Annotated in this window: 17 protein-coding genes; 6 read left to right on the top strand and 11 right to left on the bottom strand. The window is 62.1% G+C overall.

Annotation, left to right across the window (positions count from 1 at the left end; genetic code table 11):
* Positions 1 to 25: 25 nt before the first annotated feature.
* The 7 genes from K288_RS0118620 to K288_RS0118590 all read right to left on the bottom strand — a co-directional run bounded on the left by K288_RS0118620 (position 26) and on the right by K288_RS0118590 (position 11,801).
* Positions 26 to 853 (bottom strand): hypothetical protein, encoded by an 828-nt coding sequence (locus K288_RS0118620; protein ID WP_027580922.1) that lies wholly within the window; start codon positions 851 to 853, stop codon positions 26 to 28.
* Complete coding sequence (locus K288_RS0118615; RefSeq protein ID WP_152535579.1) at positions 850 to 3,099, bottom strand: hypothetical protein; 2,250 nt, start codon at positions 3,097 to 3,099, stop codon at positions 850 to 852. The genes K288_RS0118620 and K288_RS0118615 overlap by 4 nt, the downstream gene beginning before the upstream one ends.
* A gap of 78 nt (positions 3,100 to 3,177) precedes the next feature.
* Complete coding sequence (locus tag K288_RS0118610) at positions 3,178 to 4,494, bottom strand: cytochrome P450 (protein ID WP_160168985.1); 1,317 nt, start codon at positions 4,492 to 4,494, stop codon at positions 3,178 to 3,180.
* Between the two features lie 416 nt (positions 4,495 to 4,910).
* Positions 4,911 to 8,012, bottom strand: a complete 3,102-nt coding sequence (locus tag K288_RS45860; RefSeq protein ID WP_051334599.1) for an AAA family ATPase — start codon at positions 8,010 to 8,012, stop codon at positions 4,911 to 4,913.
* Between the two features lie 920 nt (positions 8,013 to 8,932).
* Complete coding sequence (locus K288_RS0118600; RefSeq protein WP_027580919.1) at positions 8,933 to 9,733, bottom strand: crotonase/enoyl-CoA hydratase family protein; 801 nt, start codon at positions 9,731 to 9,733, stop codon at positions 8,933 to 8,935.
* A 170-nt stretch (positions 9,734 to 9,903) separates the two neighbouring features.
* A complete protein-coding gene (locus tag K288_RS0118595) occupies positions 9,904 to 10,818 on the bottom strand; it encodes a phosphoribosylaminoimidazolesuccinocarboxamide synthase (protein WP_027580918.1) in 915 nt (304 codons plus the stop codon).
* A gap of 65 nt (positions 10,819 to 10,883) precedes the next feature.
* Positions 10,884 to 11,801, bottom strand: a complete 918-nt coding sequence (locus K288_RS0118590; RefSeq protein ID WP_027580917.1) for a pirin family protein — start codon at positions 11,799 to 11,801, stop codon at positions 10,884 to 10,886.
* A gap of 174 nt (positions 11,802 to 11,975) precedes the next feature.
* Here K288_RS0118590 and K288_RS0118580 point away from each other — a divergent pair, with 174 nt between their 5' ends.
* Together K288_RS0118580 and K288_RS0118575 are read left to right on the top strand one after the other, a co-directional pair.
* Entirely contained in the window at positions 11,976 to 13,337 is a 1,362-nt protein-coding gene (locus K288_RS0118580; RefSeq protein WP_027580916.1) for an MBOAT family O-acyltransferase, read from the top strand.
* A 4-nt stretch (positions 13,338 to 13,341) separates the two neighbouring features.
* Positions 13,342 to 14,226, top strand: coding sequence for a hypothetical protein (locus tag K288_RS0118575; protein ID WP_027580915.1), 885 nt, complete (start codon positions 13,342 to 13,344; stop codon positions 14,224 to 14,226).
* Between the two features lie 7 nt (positions 14,227 to 14,233).
* Here the strand turns inward: K288_RS0118575 and K288_RS0118570 are convergent, their stop codons facing one another.
* A complete protein-coding gene (locus K288_RS0118570; protein WP_027580914.1) occupies positions 14,234 to 15,604 on the bottom strand; it encodes an MmgE/PrpD family protein in 1,371 nt (456 codons plus the stop codon).
* Positions 15,605 to 15,733: 129 nt separating this feature from the next.
* Here K288_RS0118570 and K288_RS0118565 point away from each other — a divergent pair, with 129 nt between their 5' ends.
* From K288_RS0118565 to K288_RS0118545, 4 genes are all read left to right on the top strand, one after another.
* Positions 15,734 to 16,852, top strand: a complete 1,119-nt coding sequence (locus K288_RS0118565) for an FUSC family protein (RefSeq protein ID WP_027580913.1) — start codon at positions 15,734 to 15,736, stop codon at positions 16,850 to 16,852.
* A 304-nt stretch (positions 16,853 to 17,156) separates the two neighbouring features.
* Positions 17,157 to 17,675 carry a septal ring lytic transglycosylase RlpA family protein gene (locus K288_RS45855; RefSeq protein ID WP_027580912.1) on the top strand — a complete coding sequence of 173 codons (519 nt, stop codon included), beginning with the start codon at positions 17,157 to 17,159 and terminating at the stop codon, positions 17,673 to 17,675.
* A 386-nt stretch (positions 17,676 to 18,061) separates the two neighbouring features.
* Positions 18,062 to 19,774, top strand: coding sequence for a PQQ-binding-like beta-propeller repeat protein (locus tag K288_RS0118550; protein WP_027580911.1), 1,713 nt, complete (start codon positions 18,062 to 18,064; stop codon positions 19,772 to 19,774).
* A 78-nt stretch (positions 19,775 to 19,852) separates the two neighbouring features.
* Complete coding sequence (locus K288_RS0118545) at positions 19,853 to 20,446, top strand: c-type cytochrome (RefSeq protein WP_064737333.1); 594 nt, start codon at positions 19,853 to 19,855, stop codon at positions 20,444 to 20,446.
* A 44-nt stretch (positions 20,447 to 20,490) separates the two neighbouring features.
* Here K288_RS0118545 and K288_RS45850 read toward each other — a convergent pair whose 3' ends face one another.
* The 3 genes from K288_RS45850 to K288_RS0118530 form a co-directional block, all read right to left on the bottom strand.
* The gene (locus K288_RS45850; RefSeq protein ID WP_160168983.1) at positions 20,491 to 21,414 is read right to left on the bottom strand and encodes an ankyrin repeat domain-containing protein; all 924 of its coding nucleotides are present in this window, start codon (positions 21,412 to 21,414) and stop codon (positions 20,491 to 20,493) included.
* 173 nt (positions 21,415 to 21,587) lie between these two features.
* Positions 21,588 to 22,061 (bottom strand): DUF2867 domain-containing protein, encoded by a 474-nt coding sequence (locus tag K288_RS0118535; RefSeq protein ID WP_027580909.1) that lies wholly within the window; start codon positions 22,059 to 22,061, stop codon positions 21,588 to 21,590.
* On the bottom strand, positions 22,061 to 23,431 hold the full coding sequence (locus K288_RS0118530; RefSeq protein WP_051334601.1) for an MATE family efflux transporter: 1,371 nt from the start codon (positions 23,429 to 23,431) through the stop codon (positions 22,061 to 22,063). The genes K288_RS0118535 and K288_RS0118530 overlap by 1 nt, the downstream gene beginning before the upstream one ends.
* Positions 23,432 to 23,612: the final 181 nt, after the last annotated feature.

Here is a 23,612-nt window from a genome sequence, read left to right as displayed (position 1 = left end):
GGCCGGGACGATCTTTGCTCCAGTTTCAGGAGCCGACAGTTTGAGGGAGCCTCTCCGGGGCAGCGCCATCGCCACGTGCTGTTTCTCCAGGCTCTTGCAGGTTGGCAAGAAACCGAAGGGTTCGCTTGCCAGGCAGGAAGAAATAGCCGCCCCCGCGGACCCTGACGAAGTCCTGGATGTCTTTGATCCACATGGGGCCGTCCGGCGTGGGGATCGAAAAAATCTCCGACCCTTGTCGATTCCCGACCAGGGGATCGATCTCATTCTGAAGACCGTGGAAGCTCGGCCCCAGCACCCAGCTCTGCTGGATGAATTCGAACTGGCGTTCGATGTCAGCATTCAGACACATGAATACAAGCCCGGGCTTGTCCAGCGCGCCTTGCTCCTCATACGGGCGTCCCACGCGGAGAATGCGATGGCGATTTACGATTCTTAGCTGCTCGTTGATCTGCTCGGCAAATTGTTGCTGGACTTGCTCCGTTGTGGCTCCCTCAGGCTCCTTTTCGACAAAGCTGTCGCGCGGATTGGCGCGGCGTATGTGAGCGCCGAGCGGACATCGCAGCCCGCTCGGATCTTCGATACGAAAGCTGAAGTCGTTATCCGCCCGCCCACCTCGCCCTCTGGACCGCGAGGCGCCTGCCGTCGTTCCGGGACCGTCCGGATAGCGTACCAGGGACGTCCCATCGGGCCACCGGCCCACCATTTTTGCGGCGATCCACTCGCGAAGCGTTGCGGAGATGTTTGTCGGCTCGCGCCTGCTGCTGATCAGCTGTTGCTCGGCTGCGTCAAGGAACTTGTGATATTCGGTGACATCCTGTTCGAGCTGCCGCACGACAAGAAACGTACCGTTCATCCCCAGGTCGTGCCGGTCCGTTGCCGAGGGCTCAGAAAAGTCCGGACGTTGTCGCAGCAGATTCGCGCCGGCGCTGGGGAGAATACATCGTCGCCGGGAGCAACCGTAGGCGATGGCGGAGTGTACCCGAGGTTGTCGGGGTAGCCCAGAATGAACTCACCCGGACCCACCAGGTGCGGAGCGTCTTCCGATGTTGTAGGTCGGGTGCCGCGGATAATGGGATTCGATATACCGTCGGCAAAGCCGAACGGCTCTCTTTGCAGCCGCTGCGCGGCGGCTTTCGGTTCGGGGATCTCCTTGAATCCGATCCGGAAACCAACGCGCCCATGGTGTCCTTCGATTTGATCAATGCGCTCCTGCTCGAGCTTACGCAGCTGCTCCGGGTCCCGCGCATAGATCAGCATCACGGCATCGACCTGCTTCCCGGCGTCAGTGCCGGCGCTCATTGCCGCGGTTCTATCAGTGCTCTGATTGCCCGCACCCCAAAGCCAGTGTTCGGGATCATCAACGCCGATATCGCCGAGGGTACGCGCGCGCCAGGGTGCCGCATTCCCTTGCTGAAAAGCCACCGGGAATGTTGCCAGATGTTCTCCGGTCAGACCGAGTTTCCGCAGTCCGCTCGGCGCGAACCCTACCACCAGCGCGTTGGATGCGTTCCGATGGTCGCCATAACTAATGTCATTGCTGACGCCGGCGAGCCATTTTCTACTCTCTTCCTCGTCATGCGGCAGTCGCAGGAACAGGCATGTACCGAAGCGCAGTCGGCCCAGCCCGCCGAGAATGAGGGTTGATATCTCCTCAAGTTGCAGCGCATTCGCGGGTCGTGGCGACGATCCGAAACACGACAGCCAATCGGCGGCGTCGGCTTCGGTCCGGGCTGCAGCGATGCCTTGGCGGATGGCGGCGTTGGTGCGGATCCTGGCCAGCGACAGCTTCGGATAGGCAACGTACCAAAACCAGGAGGGATGTTGCTGGCGGCGCGTCCACAGCCTGAGCCGGTCGCCGTCGGTTGCGCCCTTTGAGAATAGTCTCTCGGTTCTTGGGAATCCCTGCGTATTGCTCCATATGCCGGTCACTCCATCGTGTGCCTTCTCGATGAAGTCCTCCAAATAGCTTTCCCAAGCCCCGTCGTAGTTCGACATGAAAAGCAGCTTGTTAGTTCCGGGCAGCAGAATCCAGCGTGCGAAATGAATGACGCCTGTCGATCCCAGAAAGCTCGGCCGGGAGCCGTACGTCGCGATGGCGCCGGCCCCCCAAAATCCGATTCTTAGCGTCAGCCAGCGGAACCAGCCAGGTTTCATGATCGAGGACGCCGCCAGGTGATTTTGCGCGCCGAAGGTTTCACGCCTCATGAGCTTTTCGACGTGCTCTGTCGTCGGTGCGATGTCGTCGCAAACGTCGATCTTCTCGCGACGGCGCAGCCAGGCATAGCCGGCGGCCGCTGCGGCAAGCACAATGACAAACAGAGCGAGCGTGATCAGGCCCGTCGTCAGGATATGTTCGTACCAGCGCGCCCTGAACTCGGGCATTGCGAGCGACAGCAGGAAGATCAGAGCCGGGACGGCGAGAACCAGCAGAAATGGCCACGCCAGACTGGCAATCGCGGACTTGGCCAAACCCCAGTAGTAGCCCCAGCTGCTGAATCCGTTTGCCTGGAGGCAGGGAGCCGGCTCTTCGACAAACGCCCATTTCTCGCCTGTGTCCCAAAGCTTTGAACGTACCTTCTCGATCACGCTCAAGGCATTGCTTCCGCGGGGCCTGTTCTGGAGCATATCCTCTATCTGTTCTGCCAGCGCCGCTTCTTGCTTGATACGTTGAACAGTCATTCCGGGCGTGCCGTCATAGTTCAGGCCGGGTGTGGAGAACCATCCCTGGCCGACATCATGATGGTGCTTGCGAAGAAGCTCAGAGACGCCCTTGTATGGCACCTTGGCTTCCGTCAGCATTTTTTCAAGTTCTGTCCTCATCGCCGCTGCAATTGCATCGATAGCGCGATCCGTGCCCCCATCGACACTCGCTTCTATGATGATGAAGGAGTTCTCGGGTTGCCGGTACTCTCCCTGCACCCCGATGCTTCGCGCGTCATCGCCGCGCACGACGGTGATGCTCAAAAAATGGATGATCTGAGTATCGTCGAGCCCGGCACGCAGTATGCTCTTGCCGCCGTTTGCCTGCCGCGGAGAAAGCGCGGACGTCACGTGGTCCTCCAAAAGGGGAGCGCCAATCGTGTCCAGGTATTTTTCCACGGCGTCCGACCAACGAACATCGAATGGAATTGCTATCGTTACGAACGAGTGGGGCACGGCACTTCCCCTTTTCTGGGTTCAGACGTCGTACTTGACCGATAGATGCCACGGGAACGGCCCTAGCGTCTTCAGCTTGCCATTCCTGCCGTCGGCGAGCCGGAGTCGCTTCTGCACCAGCAGGGCCTTGAAGGTCTGCGTGATCTGCGCCTCAGCGATGTAGGCACCAACACACCAATGAAGCCCGTGGCCAAACAGCATGTAGTCGGTCTGCGGCCGGTCCGGATTGAAGCTGCGCGGTCGCACCACGCGGCGATTGTCGAACATCGCCGATTCCGTTCCCGCCAGCAGCTTCGTTCCCTTCTTGATCGTCGTTTGGCGCGCGGTTCCGGCGGCAACAACATAATCTTCGGCGCAGATCCGGAACGGCCCAGGGTTGAGCGGCATGAAACGCATGGCCTCGAACAGGCAACGCGTCAGCCGTTTGTCATCGCCAGCGCGCGCTGCCTCTCTTGCTGCATCCATGAACTTCGGGCGACCGAGCAGCATGACCAGCATATGCCCGGCCGCCATTGTGTTGGTCGGGACAAAGCCTGTGATCATGCCGATAAGGTACGCGCTGATAACCTTGTCGGTGAGAGTTGGCTCTTTGTGTTGCATCGCAAGCAGCCGGGCAAGCACGGTAGGTGCTCGCGAATGCGCTCGGGCGCGCTGGATCGACCTGTCGACGATCGCCCGGACGCGCATCCCGGCGGCAATCGCAGCTCTTTCATAGCTAGGGTTGTCGAGCGGATTGCCGAACGTGTACAGGCTCATGGCTATCAGCCAGCGACCGAAATCGATCTCCTCTTGCTGCTGAATCTCAAGGCCGTAGTAATCCCTGCAGATCAGGATCGGGACGCGCGTGATCAACCCTTCGATGGCATCGAGCTCCATCGTCTGATCGTTGATTTTCGCGGCGTCGGCAACGATCTTGTTCGAGAATTTCGCGGCGAGCGGCGTAACAATTTTCGCCACATCATCACGTTGGAAAGCCTGCATCACCTGACGCTGGCACTCCCAGTAGTCGTCGCCTCGCTGCATACCCAACAGAAAGTTAGGGCCGGGTCCTGGATGATCGTTAAGCTTCCGTATCTTGTCCCCGAACGGTACCTGAAAAACGACATCGTTCTCGAGAACTTCTGCGACATCATCGTATCGCGTAACGAAAGCCCATCCCTTGAGCTGCGGGATGGGCCAAAATTCTCTCAGCAACCAAAAGAGCCAATGCGGCTCATCGTAGATCCACTGCAGCCACTTGGACCAGCCGGTAGGCTGGAGATCCTGCAGATTGAATTGACCAGGTAGGGATTCGCGTACGACCGGCTCGGTCGCAGCCTCGGTTGTCAGCTCGCTCATCGCCATGTCCGCCCCGCGAAATCGTAGAACGGACCGAAGCACAGCCGGCCTGCCCGAACGACGACGCGCTCCCAGTGTTGACCGAACTTCTCGGATATTAACCTACTGCAATTAAGTTTCCTCGCATGTGAACCAGTTCACAGTCTTCGAACGTGGCTTAGAGCGTTTTCGAGCGAATCGGCATCCGCTTCGCTCGAGAACGCCCCAAAGCATGATGAGATCAGGTCGAAATGTATTCACGACGGAAGCTGCACTCCCTCTCCCGCTCGCGGGAGAGGGTTGGGGTGAGGGTGCCTCCGCGATGGGACTTGCCGTGGGGAGAGAGCCCTCACCCGGCGCCAGGCGCAGACCTCCCCCGCAAGCGGGAGAGGTGAAACGAACCGGCCGGTTCTGATTCAATCAGAACCGAAAATGCTCTAGGTGCAGGTCTCGAGCAACATCTTCGCTTCCGTGAGCTCTGCTGTGCCACAGCCCTCCAGGCATCGTTCGAAAATTGGCACAAGGAGTTGGCGTGCTTGCTCTCGGTCGCCGCTTTGGTCGAGCAACCGGCACAAATCGATCCCTGCCCGCAATTCCCAGGTTCTTGCACCTTGCCGCTTTGCGACAGCCAGGGCGTGGCGAAAGCATTGCTCCGCCTCAGCTTCCCGCGCTCCATGATGTACGACCAGCCAGCGTCCCTTAAGTCGGCTCAGTTCGGCCTCGAACCACCTTTCGCCGGTTTCTTCGGTCATATCCAGGGCCCTGCTGACCAGAGCCTGCGCTTCTTCGATCCGATTGGCCCGCTCACATATTTGGGCAACCAGGCCCAGGAAGTAAGTGTGATTTCCAATTGATCCGGTCGCGGCAAGATCGGCTAGCGCCTTCTGGGCGAGCTGCAGTCCTCCTGCCGCATCGCCATCGGCCGCCAGAATAAAGCCGCGCAACATATGCGCCACTTCAAGCCAGAAGGGATACCTCTCCTCGGTTGCCAATGAAATTGCTTCTTCCGTGCGCGCGAGTGCTGTCCCTTCCTCACCGCACAGCAGGTTCACCAAAGCAGCAAAAGTCAATTCACGGATCAAGATTTGCGGCGGACGCAGGGCGCGGCTGCGAACCAGCGCCTCCCCACTTGTCGATAGGGCTCGTTCGCGGTGGCCAAGGACGAACAAAACAAGAGCAAGATAGGACGAGGCGCCTATCTTCATGTCCCAGGCCGCAATGGCGGCGTTGGACTGAAATTCTTCGGGGGCCGAAAAGCCGAGGACACTCTCCAGATTGTCCTTGGCCTGCAGAAACTCGCCGATCCAAAAAAGACTGATGCCCTTAAACAGGTGGCCAGATACGACACTGAACTGATCATGCTGCGAGTGACCGACACGCATTAAATCCTCGGCCACTTGGCACGCCTTGATATGCTCGCCTCTGCCCAGATAATATCGAGCCAGTTCACCCAGCACCCGGAGCGACATCGAGGTGTCGCCAAGATGCTCGCACAGTTCGCGAGCGCGCAGGTAAGCCTCGCCGGTTTCCCGTGCTCCGATGCCCTTCGCAACTATCAACGCCCTCCCTAAAGCGCACTGCAGTCCCAGCTCCCGGCGCAGATTGTCTGCGCTGGACGGCAGGCTTGACAACAGATGGAGCGCTCTACTCAGTTGCAAAATCGCTTCGAGCTTCGCGTATCGCGCGGCGGACATCCGACCGGCTTTTTCGCAGTAGTTGATGGCTTTCTCTATCAGCCCGCCCTCGCTGCAGTGATAGGCGAGCATCTCCGGCTGCTGCTCTGCAATGGCAGGGAATTGCTCTTCGAGTATGTTGGCGATGCGAACATGCCATGCTTGGCGTTTGCTCCGAAGTAATGTCGAGTACGCTGCATCTCTTACGAGAGTGTGCTTGAAAGCGTATATTTCCTGGGAGGGGTCATTGCGACGGACGATCAATTCCGAGCGCAGGAGTTGCTGTAATCCGTCCTCGAGCTGAGCGTTTGACAGTCCGGATACCGCACCCAGGACTTCGACTGAAAATTCGCGGCCTATGGTAGCGCCGATTTGGGCGATCTCACGGATTTCGCCAAGTCGGTCCAGCCGGGCCACGAGAGAATCCTGCAGGGTGTATGGAATTGCTGCTTGTCGAGCAGGCCTCTCCAGCACGAGGGACCCTCTTTGCATCTGAACTAGACCGCTCTCAAGGACGGTTTTCGTCAGCTCCTCAACGAACAACGGCACGCCATCGGTGCGATCCAGGATCTCATCCAGCAGTTCATCCGGCAGTGTTCTGCCGCCCGTCACTTGCTCCACCAGGGCGGCTGACGCACCGCGGCTCAGTTTGCGGAGCGGCATGACCGTGACGCTGGGATAGTTGGACCAGTCGGCAGCAAATTCAAGACGCGCAGTGGAGATCACAAGCACCCTGAGGCGTGCTACGCGCTCCACCAGCATCCCGACCAGCTCCAATGAGCTTGGATCGATCCAGTGGAGATCTTCGAGCACTATCAGAACTGGTTGTTTTGCGGCATGACGCGCAACCAGATCCAGCAACACTTCCATGCTTCTCTGCTGACGCTGCTCCAGACTGAGTTCCGCCGAGGATGCGCGCCGATGGTTCCGCAGCGACATGACTTCGGCGACAAGATCAACGTCTGCCGGCCCGACGTTGAGTCCAGAGAGGACCCTTTCGAGTTTGACGAGCTTTTCGTCTTGCGTGTCCGAATGGGATAAGCCAGCCCCGCGCTGAATTTGGTCAATAATCGGATGCAGGGCGCTATCCTGGTGGTAGGGTGAGCAATAATAGTCCAGGAGAATGTGCTGTTCGGTGGCCAATTGCTCCTGCAAGGCGCGTCGGATGCGCGATTTTCCGATGCCGGCTTCGCCCGTCAGCAACACCACGCGGCCATGACCCGCCTTGCTCTGCTGCCAGCATCGCAGCAGAAACTCCGACTCCCCCTCGCGCCCCACCAGCCGTGATATGCCTGCCTTGCGCTTGGCCTCGAAACGGTTCTCAACGTCGCTTGTGCCGACCACCTGCCAGGCCTGAACGGGGTCGTCAAAGCCTTTGATCGCTCGGAGCCCGAGATTCCTGTACTCGAACACGCCTCCGGCGAGGTGGTGTGTACTGGACGAGACCAGCACCGTGTCGGGCTCAGCCAGGGCTTGCAGACGTGCGGCAAGATTTGGCGTTTCTCCCGCAACCTCCTGGCTGAGTGGCGTGCCATCGACCACCAGATCGCTCACGACAACCAGACCCGTTGCTACTCCTATCCGTACCTGAGGCTTGTAGCCATACAGCAGTGTAAGCCCGGATATCGCATCCACGGCCTGCAGCCCGGCTCTGATCGCGCGTTCCGCGTCATCTTCGTGCGCCTGCGGATAACCGAAATATACGAGGACACCATCGCCCATATAACGGGCCACGACTCCTTCGAACCGCGCTACCACATCCGAAATACAGCGATGGCAGGTATCGATGACCTCGCGCAAATCCTCTGGATCGAGTTGAAGAGAAAGCGCCGTCGACCCGACAAGGTCGCAAAACATGATCGTCATCTGTCTTCGCTGGATTGATCCACCGATCTGCAAAGACGCCGACAGTCTGTCAGCTGGAGTCCTGGTCAGCTTCTGGGCACCATTTCCGCTCAAGCGATGGCCGCACTCCGAACAAAACTTCGCATCTGGCCGATGTGCCGTACCGCACGAAGGACAGCGAGTTTCGGTTTCAGTTCCTGGCGGTCTATCTTCGCGAAATCTCATCTTGGGGTGAACCCGACTCGCACTCTTGATGAGTAATGGCGGCGATAGCCAATTCCGGCCGAGCCGTAGTATTGGCTCGCTCATCGCTCGACGCTCGATAGAAAAATTCGTAGGTGCTAATCAGTGCAGCAGGCGTGCCAATTGCCGATAGAAGCAGAGCTTGGACGATACACGCAGCATGCGCCTCAGGGCGGGGTCTGACGTGGTCGAGCATGCCGGCCGTACGAGGAGCAGCGGCTTCCGGCTCACGCCGCGCTCGCCATCCAGACCCGCTCCCCTTTGTCACTGGAAGACCGGACATGCCAACGCCCGCCCCATCGCCCCGGCCGCGCTTTCGATAGTGTAGATTTGGCCGGACACGACGTCCAGCCCTGGGTTGATAAATGTCGCCGGGCACCGTGTTGCTGGCGGCCTGGCCACCGGCACCAAGCCCCCATCACAAGGCCGGTTGGTGCCAGCCTGAACCGGCTAGAGCATTTTCGGTCCTGATTGAATCAGAACCGAAGCTCTAGATTCTTGTTTTGACGCGTTTTCTTCACGCGAACCGGCGTCCACTTCGCTTGAAAACGCTCTAGCGTTATTCTGCAAAATCGCGCCTGCCGGCGCCGAAATCATCGTCGCCTCGCTCCTTGCAGTGACGGCTAACCCCGATGGCGCGACGCGCAATCCGGGGGTTGTCTTGCCGGCGGATCGAGCTGTCCCGGGTTGCGCCAGGGTCAATCGTCCTCGCCGCCGAAGGCGCCATGGCGGCCGGCGCCGGAGGCGAAGCGGGTGGCGCCGGCGAGCGCCTCGCCTGACGCGATGACTTCGAGCCCGCCGCGCACTTCATTGATGATTGCGTCCTCCTCTTCGAGGTCCCATTGCCGCAGCGCCGACAGGCGGTCCGCGCGCAGGCATTGTTGCGGGAAGCGCGCGATTTCCCTGGCGAGCGCAATCGCCTGCGTGCGGGCCTCGCCCTTGGGCACCAGGCGATTGGCGAGGCCCATGCGGTACGCCTCCGGCCCTTCGACCGCGCGCCCGGTCAGGATCAGGTCCATCGCCTGGGAATGGCCGATCAGGCGCGGCAGGCGGATTGTGCCGAGATCGATCAGCGGCACGCCGAAGCGGCGGCAGAACACACCGAACGTCGCGTCTTCCGCTGCCACGCGCATGTCGGCCCACAGCGCCAGCTCCAGGCCGCCGGCAACCGCGAATCCTTCGACCGCGGCGATGACGGGTTTTGACAGACGCAACCGGCTCGGGCCCATCGGCGCGATCGACCGATGGCCGCCGATCTCGCGCTTCCGCTCGGGATCACCCGCGGCAACTGCTTTCAGGTCGGCGCCCGCGCAGAACGTGCCGCCGGTGCCGGTGAACACCGCCACCGACGCAGTCTCATCGGCATCGAAGGCGAGGAAGATGTCATAGAGCTTGCGCGCCGTGGCACCGTCGACGGCGTTGCGGCAATGCGGACGGTTGATGGAGACGATGGTCACCGGACCATCGCGTTCGACCAGCACGCTGTCGGCCTCGCTCATGTTTCGCTCCTCCCGGGATTTTGTCTGGTGAGGAGATTGGCACCGGGGATACCTCTGATGCAACAAGAGCAGCGCGCGTGCCACAAGCGTCATTGCGAGCGGAGCGAAGCAATCCATGCCTCCACAAGCGGGGAGATGGATTGCTTCGCTCCGCTCGCAATGACGATAGGCTAGATTTTGAGGTCGGCCCCCGTCACGCGCCGATAGGCTTCGAGGTAGCGCTTGCTGGTCGCCTCCACCACGCTGGCCGGCAATGGCGGCGCCGGGGCGTCGCCGTTCCAGCGGCCGGCGTGGCGTTCAGTGTCGAGGTAGTCGCGCAAGGGCTGCTTGTCGAAGCTCGGCTGCGGCTGGCCCGTCTTGTAGACATCGGCGGCCCAGAAGCGCGAGGAGTCCGGCGTCATCACCTCGTCGATCAGGATGATCCGCCCGTCCTGGTCGCGACCGAATTCGAACTTGGTGTCGGCGATGATGATGCCGCGCTCGCGGCTGACCTTTTCGCCATAGGCATAGACCGTGCGCGCCATCTGCTCCAGCGTGTCGGCGACCTCGCGGCCGACGATCTCGCGCACGCGGGCCACGGTGATGTTCTCGTCATGCCCGGTCTCGGCCTTGGTCGCCGGGCTGAAGATCGCCGGCTCGAGCTTGGCGCTCTCGACCAGGCCTGCCGGTAGCTTTTCTCCGGCGAGCGTGCCGTGCGCTGCGTATTCTTTCCAGGCCGAGCCGGAGATGTAGCCGCGGATCACGCATTCGATCGGGAAGACGGTGGTGCGGCGGCACAGCATCGCGCGGCCCAAAATCTCGGCGCGATGGTCTTTCAGCGCGGGCACGTCGCGGATGATCTCATCGGCATCGGCGCTGATCATGTGATGCGGCACGGTGCTCTCGAGCTGCCGAAACCACCATGCGCTGATCTGGGTCAGCACCGCGCCCTTCATCGGGATGGTCTCGGCCATCACCACGTCGAACGCCGAGATGCGATCGGTGGTGAGCAGCAGCACGCGGTCGTCGCCGACGGCATAGATATCGCGGACCTTGCCGCGGCCGATCCGTGGCAAGGGCAGGTCGCTCGCGCGCATCGCATTCATCTGGTCAGACCTTCAAAGCAGCCGCCCACGACATTGCGGGCGGCATAAAGCGACTGGGAGATAGCTCACTCCGGCAGCGGAATGAACTCATGTTCCTGCGGAACGGCTGCGAAACGTCCGGTTTTCCAGTCCTGTTTGGCCTGCTCGATCCGCTCCTTGCTGGACGAGACGAAATTCCACCAGATGTGGCGCGGGCCTTCCAGCGCGTCACCGCCCAGGAACATCATCCGCGTCGGCTGGATCGCCTTCACCGTGATGCGGTCGCCGGGCCGGAAGATCAGGAGGCGCGGACCTTCATAACGCTCGTTGGCGATCTCGACTTCGCCGTCGACGAGATAGATCGCGCGCTCCTCGTGATCCGGGTCGAGCGGCACGCTGGTGCTGGCCTCTGCCGTGACCTCGGTGTAGAACCATGGCGAGACCATCTCGACCGGCGAGGAGATCCCGAACGACGAGCCGGCGATGACGCGCGCGGTGAAGCCGCGCTCGGTGATCATGGGCAGGTCGCCGGCGGCGTAATGCTGGAACGACGGCGCGATCTCCTCCCTGGCCTGAGGCAGCGCGATCCAGCTCTGCAGTCCCAGCATCTTCTGGCCGTCGCGGCGCTGGACATCAGGCGTGCGCTCGGAATGCGCGATGCCACGGCCCGCGGTCATCAGGTTCATGGCGCCCGGCTGGATCTCCTGGATGTTGCCCTCGCTGTCGCGGTGCATGATGCTGCCGTCGAACAGATAGGTGACGGTGGCAAGCCCGATATGTGGATGCGGCCGCACATCCATGCCCTTGCCGGCGAGAAACTGCACCGGCCCGAAATGGTCGAAGAAAATGAAGGGGCCGACCATCTGCCGCTTGCCATGCGGCAGCGCGCGCCGCACGGCAAATCCGTCGCCGAGATCGCGGGTGCGCGGCACGATGACGAGCTCCAGCGCGTCGCAGGTCTTGGGATCGCCGAGGATCGGATCGTTGGAGGGAAGCCAGCTCATGAGGGGACTCCTTATTTCGTGGCCTTAATGATAGCAGGAATTCGCCGCCTGCACGCCATCATCCCGGCCGTGCCGCCCTGCAAGCCGCCGGCGTTTTGCGTCATCGTGGCTTGACTCGGGAATCGCCGATGGGGCATGGCATGGGCTCCAAGGTTCCTGCGAGGCTCCCGGAACATGACTTTCACGTCGTGGCAATTCGGCCTGTTTGCCGCGATCGTATTTGTGACCTACTACCTCCCGCCGGTCCGGCGGTTCCAGGTCCTTCTCCTGGTGGTCGCGAGCCTGTTCTTCTATGGATACGGCCAGCCCGAGCTGCTGCCGCTGCTCGCGGTCGCGGTCGGCGGGACCTATCTGTTCCTGGTGCTTTCGCTGCACGACCGCCGCTGGCTGCCGGCCGGCATCGTCTTCAACCTCGCGCTGCTCGCCTTCTTCAAATACAAATTCCTGTTTCTCGATCCGAAGGCGCCGGCACTGGTCGACAATGCGGCGATCGACTTCCTCTTGAGGCTGCCGCTGCCGATCGGCATCTCCTTTTTCGTCTTCCACAATATCAGCCTGTTGGTCGATCTCACCCGCAGCAAGGCATTGCGGCCGCCTCTGGCCGACGTCTTCCTCTACATCATCTTCTTTCCGCAGCTCGTCTCCGGGCCGATCACGCGCGCCGGCATGTTCATGCCGCAGATCGTGCCGAAGCAGCTTGCCGACGTGCCGTTCGTGGAAGCCACCAAATGGATCATCGCGGGCTTCTTCTTCAAGCTCTATGTGGCCAACAATCTCAACGAGATGACGGCCTACATGGACTTCCCGCTCTACGAGACGCTGCAGACGCAGGACCGCTGGCTGCTCGTTTTCCTCTACGGCTACCAGATCTATGCCGACTTCTTCGGCTATTCGGCGATCGCGATCGGCCTGGGGCTTCTGTTCGGCTACCGCCTGCCAATCAATTTCGATCTGCCCTATACGTCCTTGTCGTTCTCGGAATTCTGGACCCGGTGGCACATCTCGCTGTCGACCTGGCTGCGCACCTATCTCTACATCCCGCTGGGCGGCAACCGGCATGGACGTATCAGAACCTATCTCAATCTGATGATCGTGATGGGTCTGGGCGGCCTCTGGCACGGCGCAGGCTTCAGCTATCTGGCGTGGGGAGTGCTGCACGGGTTGTTCCTGGTGATCGAGCGGCCGTTCCTGCATGTGCTGCAGGCGATCGATTCCGTGCCGCTGCGCCTCTTGCGCATGGGCGTGGTGTTCTTCTGCGTCACCATGGCCTGGATCTTCTTCAAGCTGCCGAATTTCGAGCATGCACTCGCCTATCTCACCGGCATGTTCACGCCGACCACCAACCCGAATCCGCCAAAATTGTTCTACAATCTTGCGCTGCTCTACGCGCTTCCGGTCCTGCTGCAGCATATGCGCATCACGTCGCTGTTCGAGACCGCGCTGACGCGGTGGGAGCCGTATGCCTATGGAGCGCTGGTTGCGCTCGCCTATCTTGAGGCGGGGCCGGAGAGCGCGTTCATCTATTTCCAGTTCTGATCGCATGGAAAAGCAGCAGAAACCCACCGCCTGGTTGATCAAGAGCGCCGTTGCGGCGGCGCTCTTGCTGATCGCCTGCGGCATCGCGACCGCGCGGTTCGGACACACCTTGCAATTGCCGGCGACGACCGCGCGCGATGGCGCGCTCGTCATTGTGAACCGCTATGTCGACAATCCCGTTCCGGATGTCGTGCTCGTGGGCAGTTCGCTGACCTTCCGGCTCCGGGAGGAATATTTCGAAACGCCGCGCGTGCGGAATCTGGCATTCGCCGGCGGCTCGCCCGTCACCGCGCTCGAGATCCTCGCCAATCAGCGGCAGCTCCCCAAGCTGATCGTCGTCGAGATCAACATCTTGTCCCGGGCACCGGATGCGGATCTGGTGAAGCGCTTCTCCACCAAGGAGGGACACGAGGCGCTGTTCCTGCGCCCGATCCGGACTGCAGTTGCGGCATATGAGAACCGGGTGCATGCCCCGGTCACCCATGCCCAGATCGCGGCCCGGCTGAAAAGCCTGCTCGCGCAGCCGCCGGGCAATTTCGACAACCACGTCTATCTGCAGCGGGCGATCGGAGAGATGGAGTCCGAAGACCCGAGCGCCGCCACCAAGGTCAATATCGAGGCGATCGGCCGGCTGATCGAGGTGCTGGAACAGCGCGGCGCCCGTGTGCTGCTGATGGAAATGCCCTACGCCGCGCCGATAGAGACATCGCTCTATGTCAGGACCACGCGCGAGATGGTCCATCGCGCGTTTCCGGATCAGAGCCGCTGGCTGCCGATCGACGTCGACCGCAGCGAACTCAGATGGGACGACGGCGTGCACCTCGACGCGCGGTCGGCGGTGCTGGTCAGCCGCTACCTGGATGAACGCTTCAGGCAGATCGCCAATTGACGCGACACTACTGCCGGCCCAATTGCGTCGCCTTTTCCACCCGGTCAAAACGCTCCAGCGACAGGATCGCATCGGCGAACTGGTCGGCGCGACCGTCCAGGACCGGGCGGGCCAGGGTGAGGAATTTCTGTTGCATCGCCGTGGCATCAGGGAACGAGGTCGGCTCGCCGGAGGGATCGGCATTGAGCCGCTCATGCACGCCGTCCTCGGTGGTGATGCTGACGCGCGCCCCGAACGGGTGCGTGCGGCCGATCTCCAACCGATCATCCTGCACCACGTCGAACTTGTCGGCGAGCGCATCGATCGCGGCATCGCCAAGCCGGCCGTAATCGTCCCAGCCGAAACGGCCCTGGTCGAGGGCGATCGCACCGGTGAAGAACATCGAGAACTGGCCGCCGACGATCGAGGTCGGGTGCCGCTTGGTTGCGGCATCGCCGGTCAGGGTGATGCCGTTGCGGTGCAGGCCGATCTCGACCCGCTTCACCTGGTCCGGCGTCAGATTGTGCTCGCGCCGCATCGCGATCAGCGCATCGATCGCGGCATGGGTGTAGCGGCAGCTCGGATAGGGTTTGACGCCGATCTTCATGGTTTCAAAGATGCTGCCAAGTCCCGCAATCGCCTTGTCCGGGTGCGCATCGTCGCTGTAGCCGACGAGCAGGCCATGCTTGCCCTCCACCGATTCGACCGAGCCGACGAAATCGTTGCGCGCCAGCGTTGCGGCGATGACGCCATTCATCGCGGCGGCGCCGACCTGGTAGCGCTTGTTCCAGGCGCCATTGACGAGGAATTGCAGCGAGCCCGCAGCCTGGCTGCCGGAAACGCCGAAGGCTGCGATGATCTGCTCCTTCGGCAAGCCGAACAGTTTCGCCGCCGCCGCCGCGGCGCCATAGGTGCCGGCGGTCGCGGTCGGGTGGAAGCCGCGCGCATAATGCGAGGTCGGATCGAGCGCGTTGCCGAGCCGGCAGCAGACCTCATAGCCCGCGACGATCGCGGTCAGCACGTCGCGGCCGGAGGCGCCGACCATCTCGCCGACCGCGAATGCGGCCGGCACCACGGGTGCGCTCGGATGCAGCGAGGAATCAGCGTGCGTGTCGTCGAAGTCGAGCGAATGGCCAAGCGCGCCGTTCAGCAGTGCCGCGACCGCCGGCGTCCAGGTCTTGCCGTCGCCGAACACGGTGGCTTCGCCCTTGCCGTCCAGCGCCAGCGCTTCCAGCATCTTCAAAAGCGAGGGAGTCGATTCGGCTTCGCGCCGCGCCCGGATCGTGCTGCCGAGGAAGTCCAGCGTCAGCACCTTGGCGCGCTGCAATACTTCCGGTGGAATATCTGCAAATTTCAGGTTAGCGACATAGGCGGCAAGCGTTGCGGTTTCGTTGGCCATCGTGTTTCCTCGTATTGGCTCACAGGGTAGGCGGGCCGGTTTCAGGTTTCAAGCCGCCGTCACGCCGCGGGCACCAGCCATGCCGAACGTCAGCCATAGGATCGTCGTGAGCAGCAGAGATTCGGTCGCATGACAGCCGTTGCGAAACATGTGCTCGGCTGGATTCGTAGCCGAAAGGGCCAATTGGCGCTGGCAGTCAGGGTCACGGTGGCGGCCGCGATCGCCTATGCGGTGGCCGTCGCGCTGCACCTCCTGCTGCCGCTCTGGGCGGTGCTGACGTCGCTGATCGTGACCCAGATGAGTGTCGGCCGGTCGCTGAAGGCGACCCGCGACTACATGCTCGGGACCATCGGCGGCGCGATCTATGGCGGCGCCATCGCGGTGCTGATCCCGTATTCCGGGGAGGGCGGCTTGCTCGGCTTGCTGGTGCTGGCCGTTGCGCCATTGGCCTTCATCGCCGCCATCAATCCCAGCCTCAGCGCGGCGACGGTCACCGCCGTGATCGTGCTGCTGGTCCCGACCCTGCATCACGCCGATCCGCTGGCATCAGCAATCGATCGCGTCAGCGAGGTCGCCGTCGGCGCGGTCACCGGGCTTCTGGTGTCGTTCCTGGTGCTGCCATCGCGCGCCGTGAGCCAGATTCGCGTCAACGCGGCGCGGGTGCTGGAATTGATCGCGGCCGCCTTCGCCGAACTGCTCGCCGGCCTGACGCGCGGGCGCGACAATGATGCCCTCCACCGCCTCCAGGACGGCATTGGCGCCGCGCTGGTTGGGCTGGACGCGATCGGTGCAGAGGCCGAGCGCGAGCGCTCCGCCCATCTATCGTCCGGCCCGGACACCGGGCCGCTACTGCGCACCATTTTGCGGCTGCGCCATGATGTCGTGATGATCGGTCGCGCCACCGTGGTGCCGCTGCCGGCGAATGTGCAGGCGCGGCTTGCCGGGCCCTTGTCCGAAGTCAGCAAGACGATCACGCTCTATCTCCGTTCGGCAGCCGCAGCGTTGCGCACGGGCGCGGGCGCGCCGGCGATCGCGCCTGTTCATGCCGCCCTGCAGCGTTATGCGGGAGAAGTCGCCGCCGTTCGCAGCGAAGGCCTGATCCGCGGCCTTCCCGGCGGCATGGCGGAGTGCTTCTTCGCGCTGGGATTCTCGCTGGAGCAGATGCGGCAGAACCTGCTCGATCTCGATCGCGTCGTCGGCGAATGGTCGGAGAGGTCGGAGGCCGCGAGGGAGCCGGTCAAAGAGTAGGGCGTGTACTCATAAAGGCGTAGATGTCTAAAGGCGTAGATGTCGGCTCATCGGCCAGAACGCTTGCTCCAACGCGCTATCAAAGAAGCCCTATTCAGTCATGTTGCTGACGCAATCTCTGGCTTAGTCGGTGAGAACTAAAAACACTGTGTGAGGACCGCCTAGGTTCCCACAACGGTTCCATCGCCAGCATCGGCACGAATCCGCAAAAAATTGGCACGAGTCCGTCAACGCCTCCGCGTTCGCTTGTCCATGCCTTGCGGGATCGGGAACCGAACGATCGAAGAAAATCAGTCAAGGAGTTATGATGCTCTTCCGCTCGAGCGCCGCAATTTGCGGCGCCCTAGTCGCACTTGCCATTTCTGTTACCGTTGCTCGCAGTGAAATCAGCGTAGTTCATTCAAGCGCCGTCATCGATGCCGCTTCTGGAGATGCGATCGTTGGCGCAGCCTCCATGTACAATCCGTTCCGGCCCGGATGGCGTGAGGGCGGCCCGAACACTGCCTCCGGCGAGCGCTATGATCCCTCTGTCTGGGCGGCTGCCATCAAGACAAGCTTGCGTCAGAAATTCGGTGGGGTCCAATATGGCGCGAGGCCGAAGTTTGCCCTCGTCGAGGCTGTAGGAAAGAAGGTCATCGTCAAGATAAATGACGTGGGGCCACTGACGCCTGGTCGTATCATTGACCTGAATGAGCGGACGATGCGCCACTTCGATCCAAGCCTGCAACTCGGGGTCATTAGTGGCGTAACGGTTAAGCCGCTCGCAGGGGACGATTGGATCCCCGGACCGGTCCCCGATGGCCTCCTCGCCGCTGATTCTTGAGGCGATGCCGCCTCTGGCGGCAAGGCGCCGGCCGGCGCAATTTGCGTTGCCACCAGTTCTGAGGAGGCGAGCGCTTCTTCGCGCTCGGATTCTCGCGGGCGCAGATGCGGCAGAACCTGCTCGATCTCGATCGCGTCGCCGGCGAGTGGTCGGAGACGTCGGCGGCGGCGAGGGAGCCGGCCGAAGATCAGGGCGTGTACTCGTAAAGGCGTTGCCTAATCTTGCAATGCAGCGCGGCTCCTCTCTCGCGGCTGCGAACGGTCGGTGCACCTTCAAAAAAATAGCTCGGCTGATCGCTGAGTTCTTGTCAAATCGGCCCATCCCGAGTCAGAGTTCCATCACACCGCGCGACCTTTGGCCGGTTAGAAAAAATTGGGGCGGAACGAATGAATAGATTTTCGAGCGGATACGCCGCATTGTTTGGTGCCGCCTACTTGTTATCAGGCACCTCTTTCGCGCAACAGGAAGTGAAGCAGGACGCGATTGGCCCGGTTGGTCAGGCCAAGGTCACGCCGGTGACGCAGGCCCTGCTCAACGCAGCCGACAAGAGTGCGACCAATTTTCTGCTGACCAATGGCAACTATGCTCAGACCCGGTTTTACCCGGCCAAGCAGATCAATCAGAAGAACGTCAAGAACCTCCACGTCGCCTGGATCTTCCAGACCGACGTCAAGGAGTCACTGGAGACCTCGCCAATCGTGGTCGACGGCGTGATGTTCGTGACGACGTCGTTCAGTCATGTCTATGCCCTCGACGCCAAAACCGGCCGAGAGCTGTGGCACTACAATCACAAGATGGGGCCGATCACGACCTACTGCTGCGGTCCGAACAATCGCGGCGTCCAGGTCCTCAATGACCTGGTCTATCTCGCAACGCTGGATTCCAAGCTGGTGGCACTGAGCGCGAAAACTGGCGATGTCGTCTGGAAGACCGACATCGCTGATCCCGAGCTTGGCTACAGCGAGACGATGGCGCCGACCGTCGTGAAGGACAAGGTGCTGATTGGTACGAACGGCGGCGAGTACGGCATCCGCGGCTTCGTGCGCGCCTATGACGCCAAGACCGGCAAGCAGATCTGGAACTTCCATACGATTCCCGAAAACTCGGTCGGCGTCTGGGCGACCAAGGACGCAACCGGCCGCGACATGCATCGCGACATCGCGAGCGAAAAGGACGTACTCGCCAAGAACGGCGATCCCTTCGCCAAGCTCGGCGGCGGCGTCTGGCAGAACCCCGCTGTCGACCTGGCCACCAACCGCATCTATTTCGTGGTCGGCAATCCCTCACCGGACCTCGACGGCTCGAACCGGCCTGGCGACAACCTCTACACGAACTCGCTAGTCGCTCTCGATCTCGACACCGGCAAGTATGTCTGCCACTTCCAGTATATCGCCCACGACGTCTGGGACCTCGACGCGGTCAGTCCGCCGGTTCTGGTCGACGTGAAGGACAAGAGCGGCAAGACGGTTCCCGGCGTGCTGCACGCCGGCAAGACCGGGCATATCTACGTGCACGATCGCAAGGATTGCAGCCTGATCCGCTTCTCCGAGGCGATGGTCGCTCAGGAGAACATGTGGGTGCTCCCGACCAAGGAAGGCGCTCGCATGCTTCCCGGTGCAAATGGCGGTGTCGAATGGTCGCCGATCGCCACTGATCCGGGTCAGGCGCTCGCCTATGCCATCAACCTCCACCAGCCCATGACCTATCGTGTGGAGAACTCGCCTTATCCGAACGGCAAGCTGTGGCTCGGCGGAGCCTTCACCGCAATCCCCGGTGAGAAGCAGTCCGGTAACATCACGGCGGTGAACTACGACACCGGCAAGATCAAATGGCAGGTCAAGACACCGGAACCGATGATCGGCGGCATCCTCGCCACGGCCGGCGGCCTTGTGTTCACGGGCGAAGGCAATGGCAAGTTCGCGGCCTACAATTCGTCCGACGGCAAGGAGCTGTGGAGCTTTCGCGCCGGGGCCGGCGTGAATGCGCCGCCGTCCAGCTACATGGTGGACGGCAAGCAATACATCGTGGTCGGCGCGGGCGGCAACACTCAAGTCAATTTCAAGCGCGGCAACAACATCATCGCCTTTACGCTTGATTGAGCGTGCCACCGTCATATCCTGACACGCAGCGGGGCCGGTCGCGGCCCCGCTTTCGTTGGGGCTTATGGGATCGTGTTAATGGGCGTCGAATTGCGTTGGTTGATTACAAGCGGGTTGCTCATCGGAACTATCCTGGGAATTCCTGTTGGCGTCACGCCCACAGTTGCAGAGACAATCGCCGAGAAGGTCGAAATCTGTGCCAGCTGTCATGGTACGAACGGCAAGCCAGTCGACAAGGCGACGCCGGTCATCTGGGGACAGCTCGAAGGCTACATCTACATTCAGCTCCGCGACTTCAAGCGCGGCGATCGCAAGAGCGACATCATGCAACCGATCGCTTCGTCCTTTGAGAAAGACGACATGCTGGCAATCGCGGCTTACTTCTCTCAGAAGCCGTGGCCGGATCTCGGCCAGCCGCGAGCGCCCAAGGACGTGGCGCGCAAGGCCGTTGATGCCGAGCACTCCGTGGGCTGCACCGGTTGCCATCTCGAGCAATTTCAGGGCACTGGCACCACGCCACGTCTTGCCGGCCAGAGCCGCGAATATCTCGCCAAGACGATCGCCGACTTCCGCACACGCGCACGCGGCAACAATCCCGGTATGTCCGACCTGATGATCGCCACGCCAACCGACGATCTCGCCGCACTTTCGGAGTACCTGGCCGGTCTTTAGAGCATGATCCGGAAAAATGGATACCGGAGGCGGCGGGTTAGAGCTCAATGAGGTGTCGCCAGTTTTTCACGTAGCGATGTCAATACGGTCAAGTCCGCGGCCCGTTTGCCGGTCTTGTCCTTTATCGATGGATCGGCGCCTCGCGCGAGCAGCAGGGTAGCGACCGCCGCGCGTCCCCCCTCCGCCGCGGTCATCAGGGCTGTGCGCCCACGCACATCCCTGTCGTCAATATGTGCGCCGCCGTCCAGGAGATAGGTCACAACCTTGACGACTTCCGCTTCTTCGACTTTTTCGTCGGCTCCGGCTGCCCACATCAGCAGCGTGAGGTCGTTGGGATACCGGGCGTTAACGTCGATGCTTCGGGCCAGCAGCCGCTTCACGATGTCGAGGTGGCCGGCGGCAGCGGCATAGAGGATTGGCGGCTTGCCTGTTGCATCTGGCAAGCGCTCGTCTGCACCACGCGCCAGCAAGGCGTCGACGGCTGCATCGCTGCCGGCGTAGGCAGCCGCGGCGAGGGGAGATAGCCCGCTGCGCCCCGTAAGCTTGACGTCGGCGCCGCGTTCGATGAGTCGGCGCACGACTTCGGCGTGGCCGCGCTCCGCAGCAAAATACAGAGCTGTCGCCCCCGAGAGATTGCGTGCATCGATCGGAGCGCCGCGTGAGAGAAAAAGATCGACCATTTCGAGGTGGCCGAACCTTGCCGCATGGCTAAGAGGCCTTGCGCCGAGCCGGTCACGCGCATCGGCAGAAGCACCGAAGTCTAACAACTGCGTCGCAAGCGCAAGGCAATTCGCATCCGCCGCAGAAAACAGAGCCAGCGATACCTCAGGGGCTGTGATCTGCGGCTGCGTGGTTTGAAACTGGCGAGCCAGCTCCAGGCACCGTTCAGACTCGGCAGAGAAACCTTGCGGAGTGGCAATCAATATTGCGAACACCACCGAGGATAAAAAAATGAGATGGCGGCGCAACACTCTTCTCCCGCATGTTTTGGAAGAGTGGCATGTTGGTCAGCCTATGCCAAGTGGATTGAGCCGCCTCAGTCCCAATAGCGACTTTCGCTACCCAATCCTTACGCGTGGCCGAGCGATGAAGGTGTTCTGCTGAAGAAAGGCGCCTGGCGCGCAACGCGGTTGCGTTGAAGCTAAAGCGCGACCTGCCGCAGCATCGCGGCTACGACCAGACGGTGAAAGGGCAGGATGATCGCAAGATAGATCCGGCCGAGCCAGTTATGTGTCCGCACCAGCGTGGTGGTGGTGACCTCCTGGCCGCCGCCATGGGCGGTGACATCAACGACCACGCGAAAATCGAGGTGGCTGTCGTTGAAGCCCGCCACCAGCCGCTCCGGAGTCTCGCTGAGCACCGGAAAGAGTCCGACCATGCCATGCGATGCCCTATCGGCTTCGCCCGATGTCTTCAGGCCAAACGGCGCGACGATCAAATTGCGCAATCGCAACAGCGCTTCAATCCAGCGCTGGCGTCGCGCAAACATCTTCTCGGCTGCCTTGCGCGCATCGAGCGCGGTGCCGTCGACGGCGATGCGAAAGGCGTCGATGAACTCCGCGCCGGCGAGCAACGGGCCGGGATCGATGTCGGGCGTGACCTCGCGCGCTTTCATCACACGGCCAGTCTGCTGGTCAGCAGGCGGAAACGCAAGATCAGCAGCAGCGCATAGGCCGCGGTGCCGGCCGATAGCCCGATCCAGATGCCGACTGCGCCGAGCGTGGTCAGGAAGCCGAGCAGGCACGCGGAGGTGAACCCGATCAGCCAGTAGCTGATCGTGGCGAACACCAGCGGCAGGCGTGTATCGTTCATGCCGCGCAATGCGCCGGCCGCAACCGTCTGCACGCCGTCGGCGATGAAGAACGTCGAGCCGACCAGGAGCAGCGAGGCCGTCAATTGCGCGGTCGCCTCGGCCGCTTCGCCGAGGAAGATCTCGGCGATCGCGAATCGCCCGAGAATGACAAGGAGCGTCATCACCGACATGAAGGCGATGCCGAGCCCGGTTGCAACGAGCCCTGCGCGCCTGACCGCGGGCGCATCGGCGCGTCCGACGGCATGAACGACACGGACGGTCGCCGCCATGCCGATGCCGAACGGCACCATGAACAGGATGGCCGCGATCTGCAGCGCGATCTGATGCGCGGCCAGTGCGGCCGTCGAGATCAGGCCCATCAACAATCCCGCGGCGCCGAACAGGCCATATTCGAGCAGGAACGAGACCGAGATCGGTGCGCCGACAATGACGAGCTGCCGCATCAGCGGCCAGTCAAGACGCCAGACACGGCCGAGCACCTGGTATTTCCTGAACGGCGGGCGGCGGTAGGCGAACCACAGTCCGGCGAGGAAGGTCGCGAGATTGACGATCGAGGTGGCAAGGCCGGCGCCGAACAGTCCGAGCGGCGGGACGCCGAACGCGCCATAGAGCAGGAAATAGACCAGCAGCGCATTGGCCGGGATCGCCGCGAGCGTGATCCACAGCACCGGCTCGGGCCGGTTGACCGCGCTCATGAAGCCGCGGATTGCAATGAACCACAGCGCCGGCAGCATGCCCCAGGCGAGGCCGAACAGATATTGCTGCGCGAGCTGCGCCGCCGTCGGGGCTTGGCCGAGCGCGAGCAGGATCTGCTCGCCGCGGAACGGCAGCACCATCAGCGGCAAAGTGATGAACAGCGCGGCCCACAGCCCGACGCGAAGCGAGCGCCGCACCATGCGCGGATCGCGAGCGCCAAAGGCTTGCGCCGCCAGCGGGGCGACGGCGGACATCAGGCCCATGCCGAAGGTGAAGCTAACGAAGTAGACCGTGCCCGCCAACGCCGCGGCGGCAACAGCCTCGTCGCCGAGCCGGCCGATGAAGGCGAGGTCGGTCGTCATCATCGCGATCTGGCCGAGTTGCGTCAGCGCCATCGGCACCGCAAGGCGTAGGGTCTCAGCGAGCTCGGCGCGCAAATGGTGAGAAGGCGCACGCGCGGCCACGCGTGGCGCCATCGAAGCGCGTTCGATGTTCTCGGTTGAGGTCATGGAACCGGATTAGCACCGCCACGCGCCCAAAAGGTGGCGGAACGGCCACTGTAATAGCCGGAACGCGAATGCCGTAGCCCGGGTGGAGCGAAGCGTAACCCGGAACCGCCCGCGAGTACTGGTGCGACTGTCCCCGGGTTGCGCTTCG

This window comes from Bradyrhizobium sp. Ai1a-2 (assembly GCF_000426245.1).
Lineage (GTDB): Bacteria > Pseudomonadota > Alphaproteobacteria > Rhizobiales > Xanthobacteraceae > Bradyrhizobium.
This window is presented reverse-complemented; position numbering and strand designations above follow the sequence as displayed.

Excerpts from the sequence above, each read along its gene's own strand:
- K288_RS0118620 (WP_027580922.1), bottom strand. The coding sequence starts at position 853 with ATGAACGGTACGTTTCTTGTCGTGCGGCAGCTCGAACAGGATGTCACC.
- K288_RS0118610 (WP_160168985.1), bottom strand. The coding sequence starts at position 4,494 with ATGAGCGAGCTGACAACCGAGGCTGCGACCGAGCCGGTCGTACGCGAA.
- K288_RS45860 (WP_051334599.1), bottom strand. The coding sequence starts at position 8,012 with ATGACGATCATGTTTTGCGACCTTGTCGGGTCGACGGCGCTTTCTCTT.
- K288_RS0118600 (WP_027580919.1), bottom strand. The coding sequence starts at position 9,733 with ATGAGCGAGGCCGACAGCGTGCTGGTCGAACGCGATGGTCCGGTGACC.
- K288_RS0118595 (WP_027580918.1), bottom strand. The coding sequence starts at position 10,818 with ATGAATGCGATGCGCGCGAGCGACCTGCCCTTGCCACGGATCGGCCGC.
- K288_RS0118590 (WP_027580917.1), bottom strand. The coding sequence starts at position 11,801 with ATGAGCTGGCTTCCCTCCAACGATCCGATCCTCGGCGATCCCAAGACC.
- K288_RS0118580 (WP_027580916.1), top strand. The coding sequence starts at position 11,976 with ATGACTTTCACGTCGTGGCAATTCGGCCTGTTTGCCGCGATCGTATTT.
- K288_RS0118575 (WP_027580915.1), top strand. The coding sequence starts at position 13,342 with ATGGAAAAGCAGCAGAAACCCACCGCCTGGTTGATCAAGAGCGCCGTT.
- K288_RS0118570 (WP_027580914.1), bottom strand. The coding sequence starts at position 15,604 with ATGGCCAACGAAACCGCAACGCTTGCCGCCTATGTCGCTAACCTGAAA.
- K288_RS0118565 (WP_027580913.1), top strand. The coding sequence starts at position 15,734 with ATGACAGCCGTTGCGAAACATGTGCTCGGCTGGATTCGTAGCCGAAAG.
- K288_RS45855 (WP_027580912.1), top strand. The coding sequence starts at position 17,157 with ATGATGCTCTTCCGCTCGAGCGCCGCAATTTGCGGCGCCCTAGTCGCA.
- K288_RS0118550 (WP_027580911.1), top strand. The coding sequence starts at position 18,062 with ATGAATAGATTTTCGAGCGGATACGCCGCATTGTTTGGTGCCGCCTAC.
- K288_RS0118545 (WP_064737333.1), top strand. The coding sequence starts at position 19,853 with ATGGGCGTCGAATTGCGTTGGTTGATTACAAGCGGGTTGCTCATCGGA.
- K288_RS0118535 (WP_027580909.1), bottom strand. The coding sequence starts at position 22,061 with ATGAAAGCGCGCGAGGTCACGCCCGACATCGATCCCGGCCCGTTGCTC.
- K288_RS0118530 (WP_051334601.1), bottom strand. The coding sequence starts at position 23,431 with ATGGCGCCACGCGTGGCCGCGCGTGCGCCTTCTCACCATTTGCGCGCC.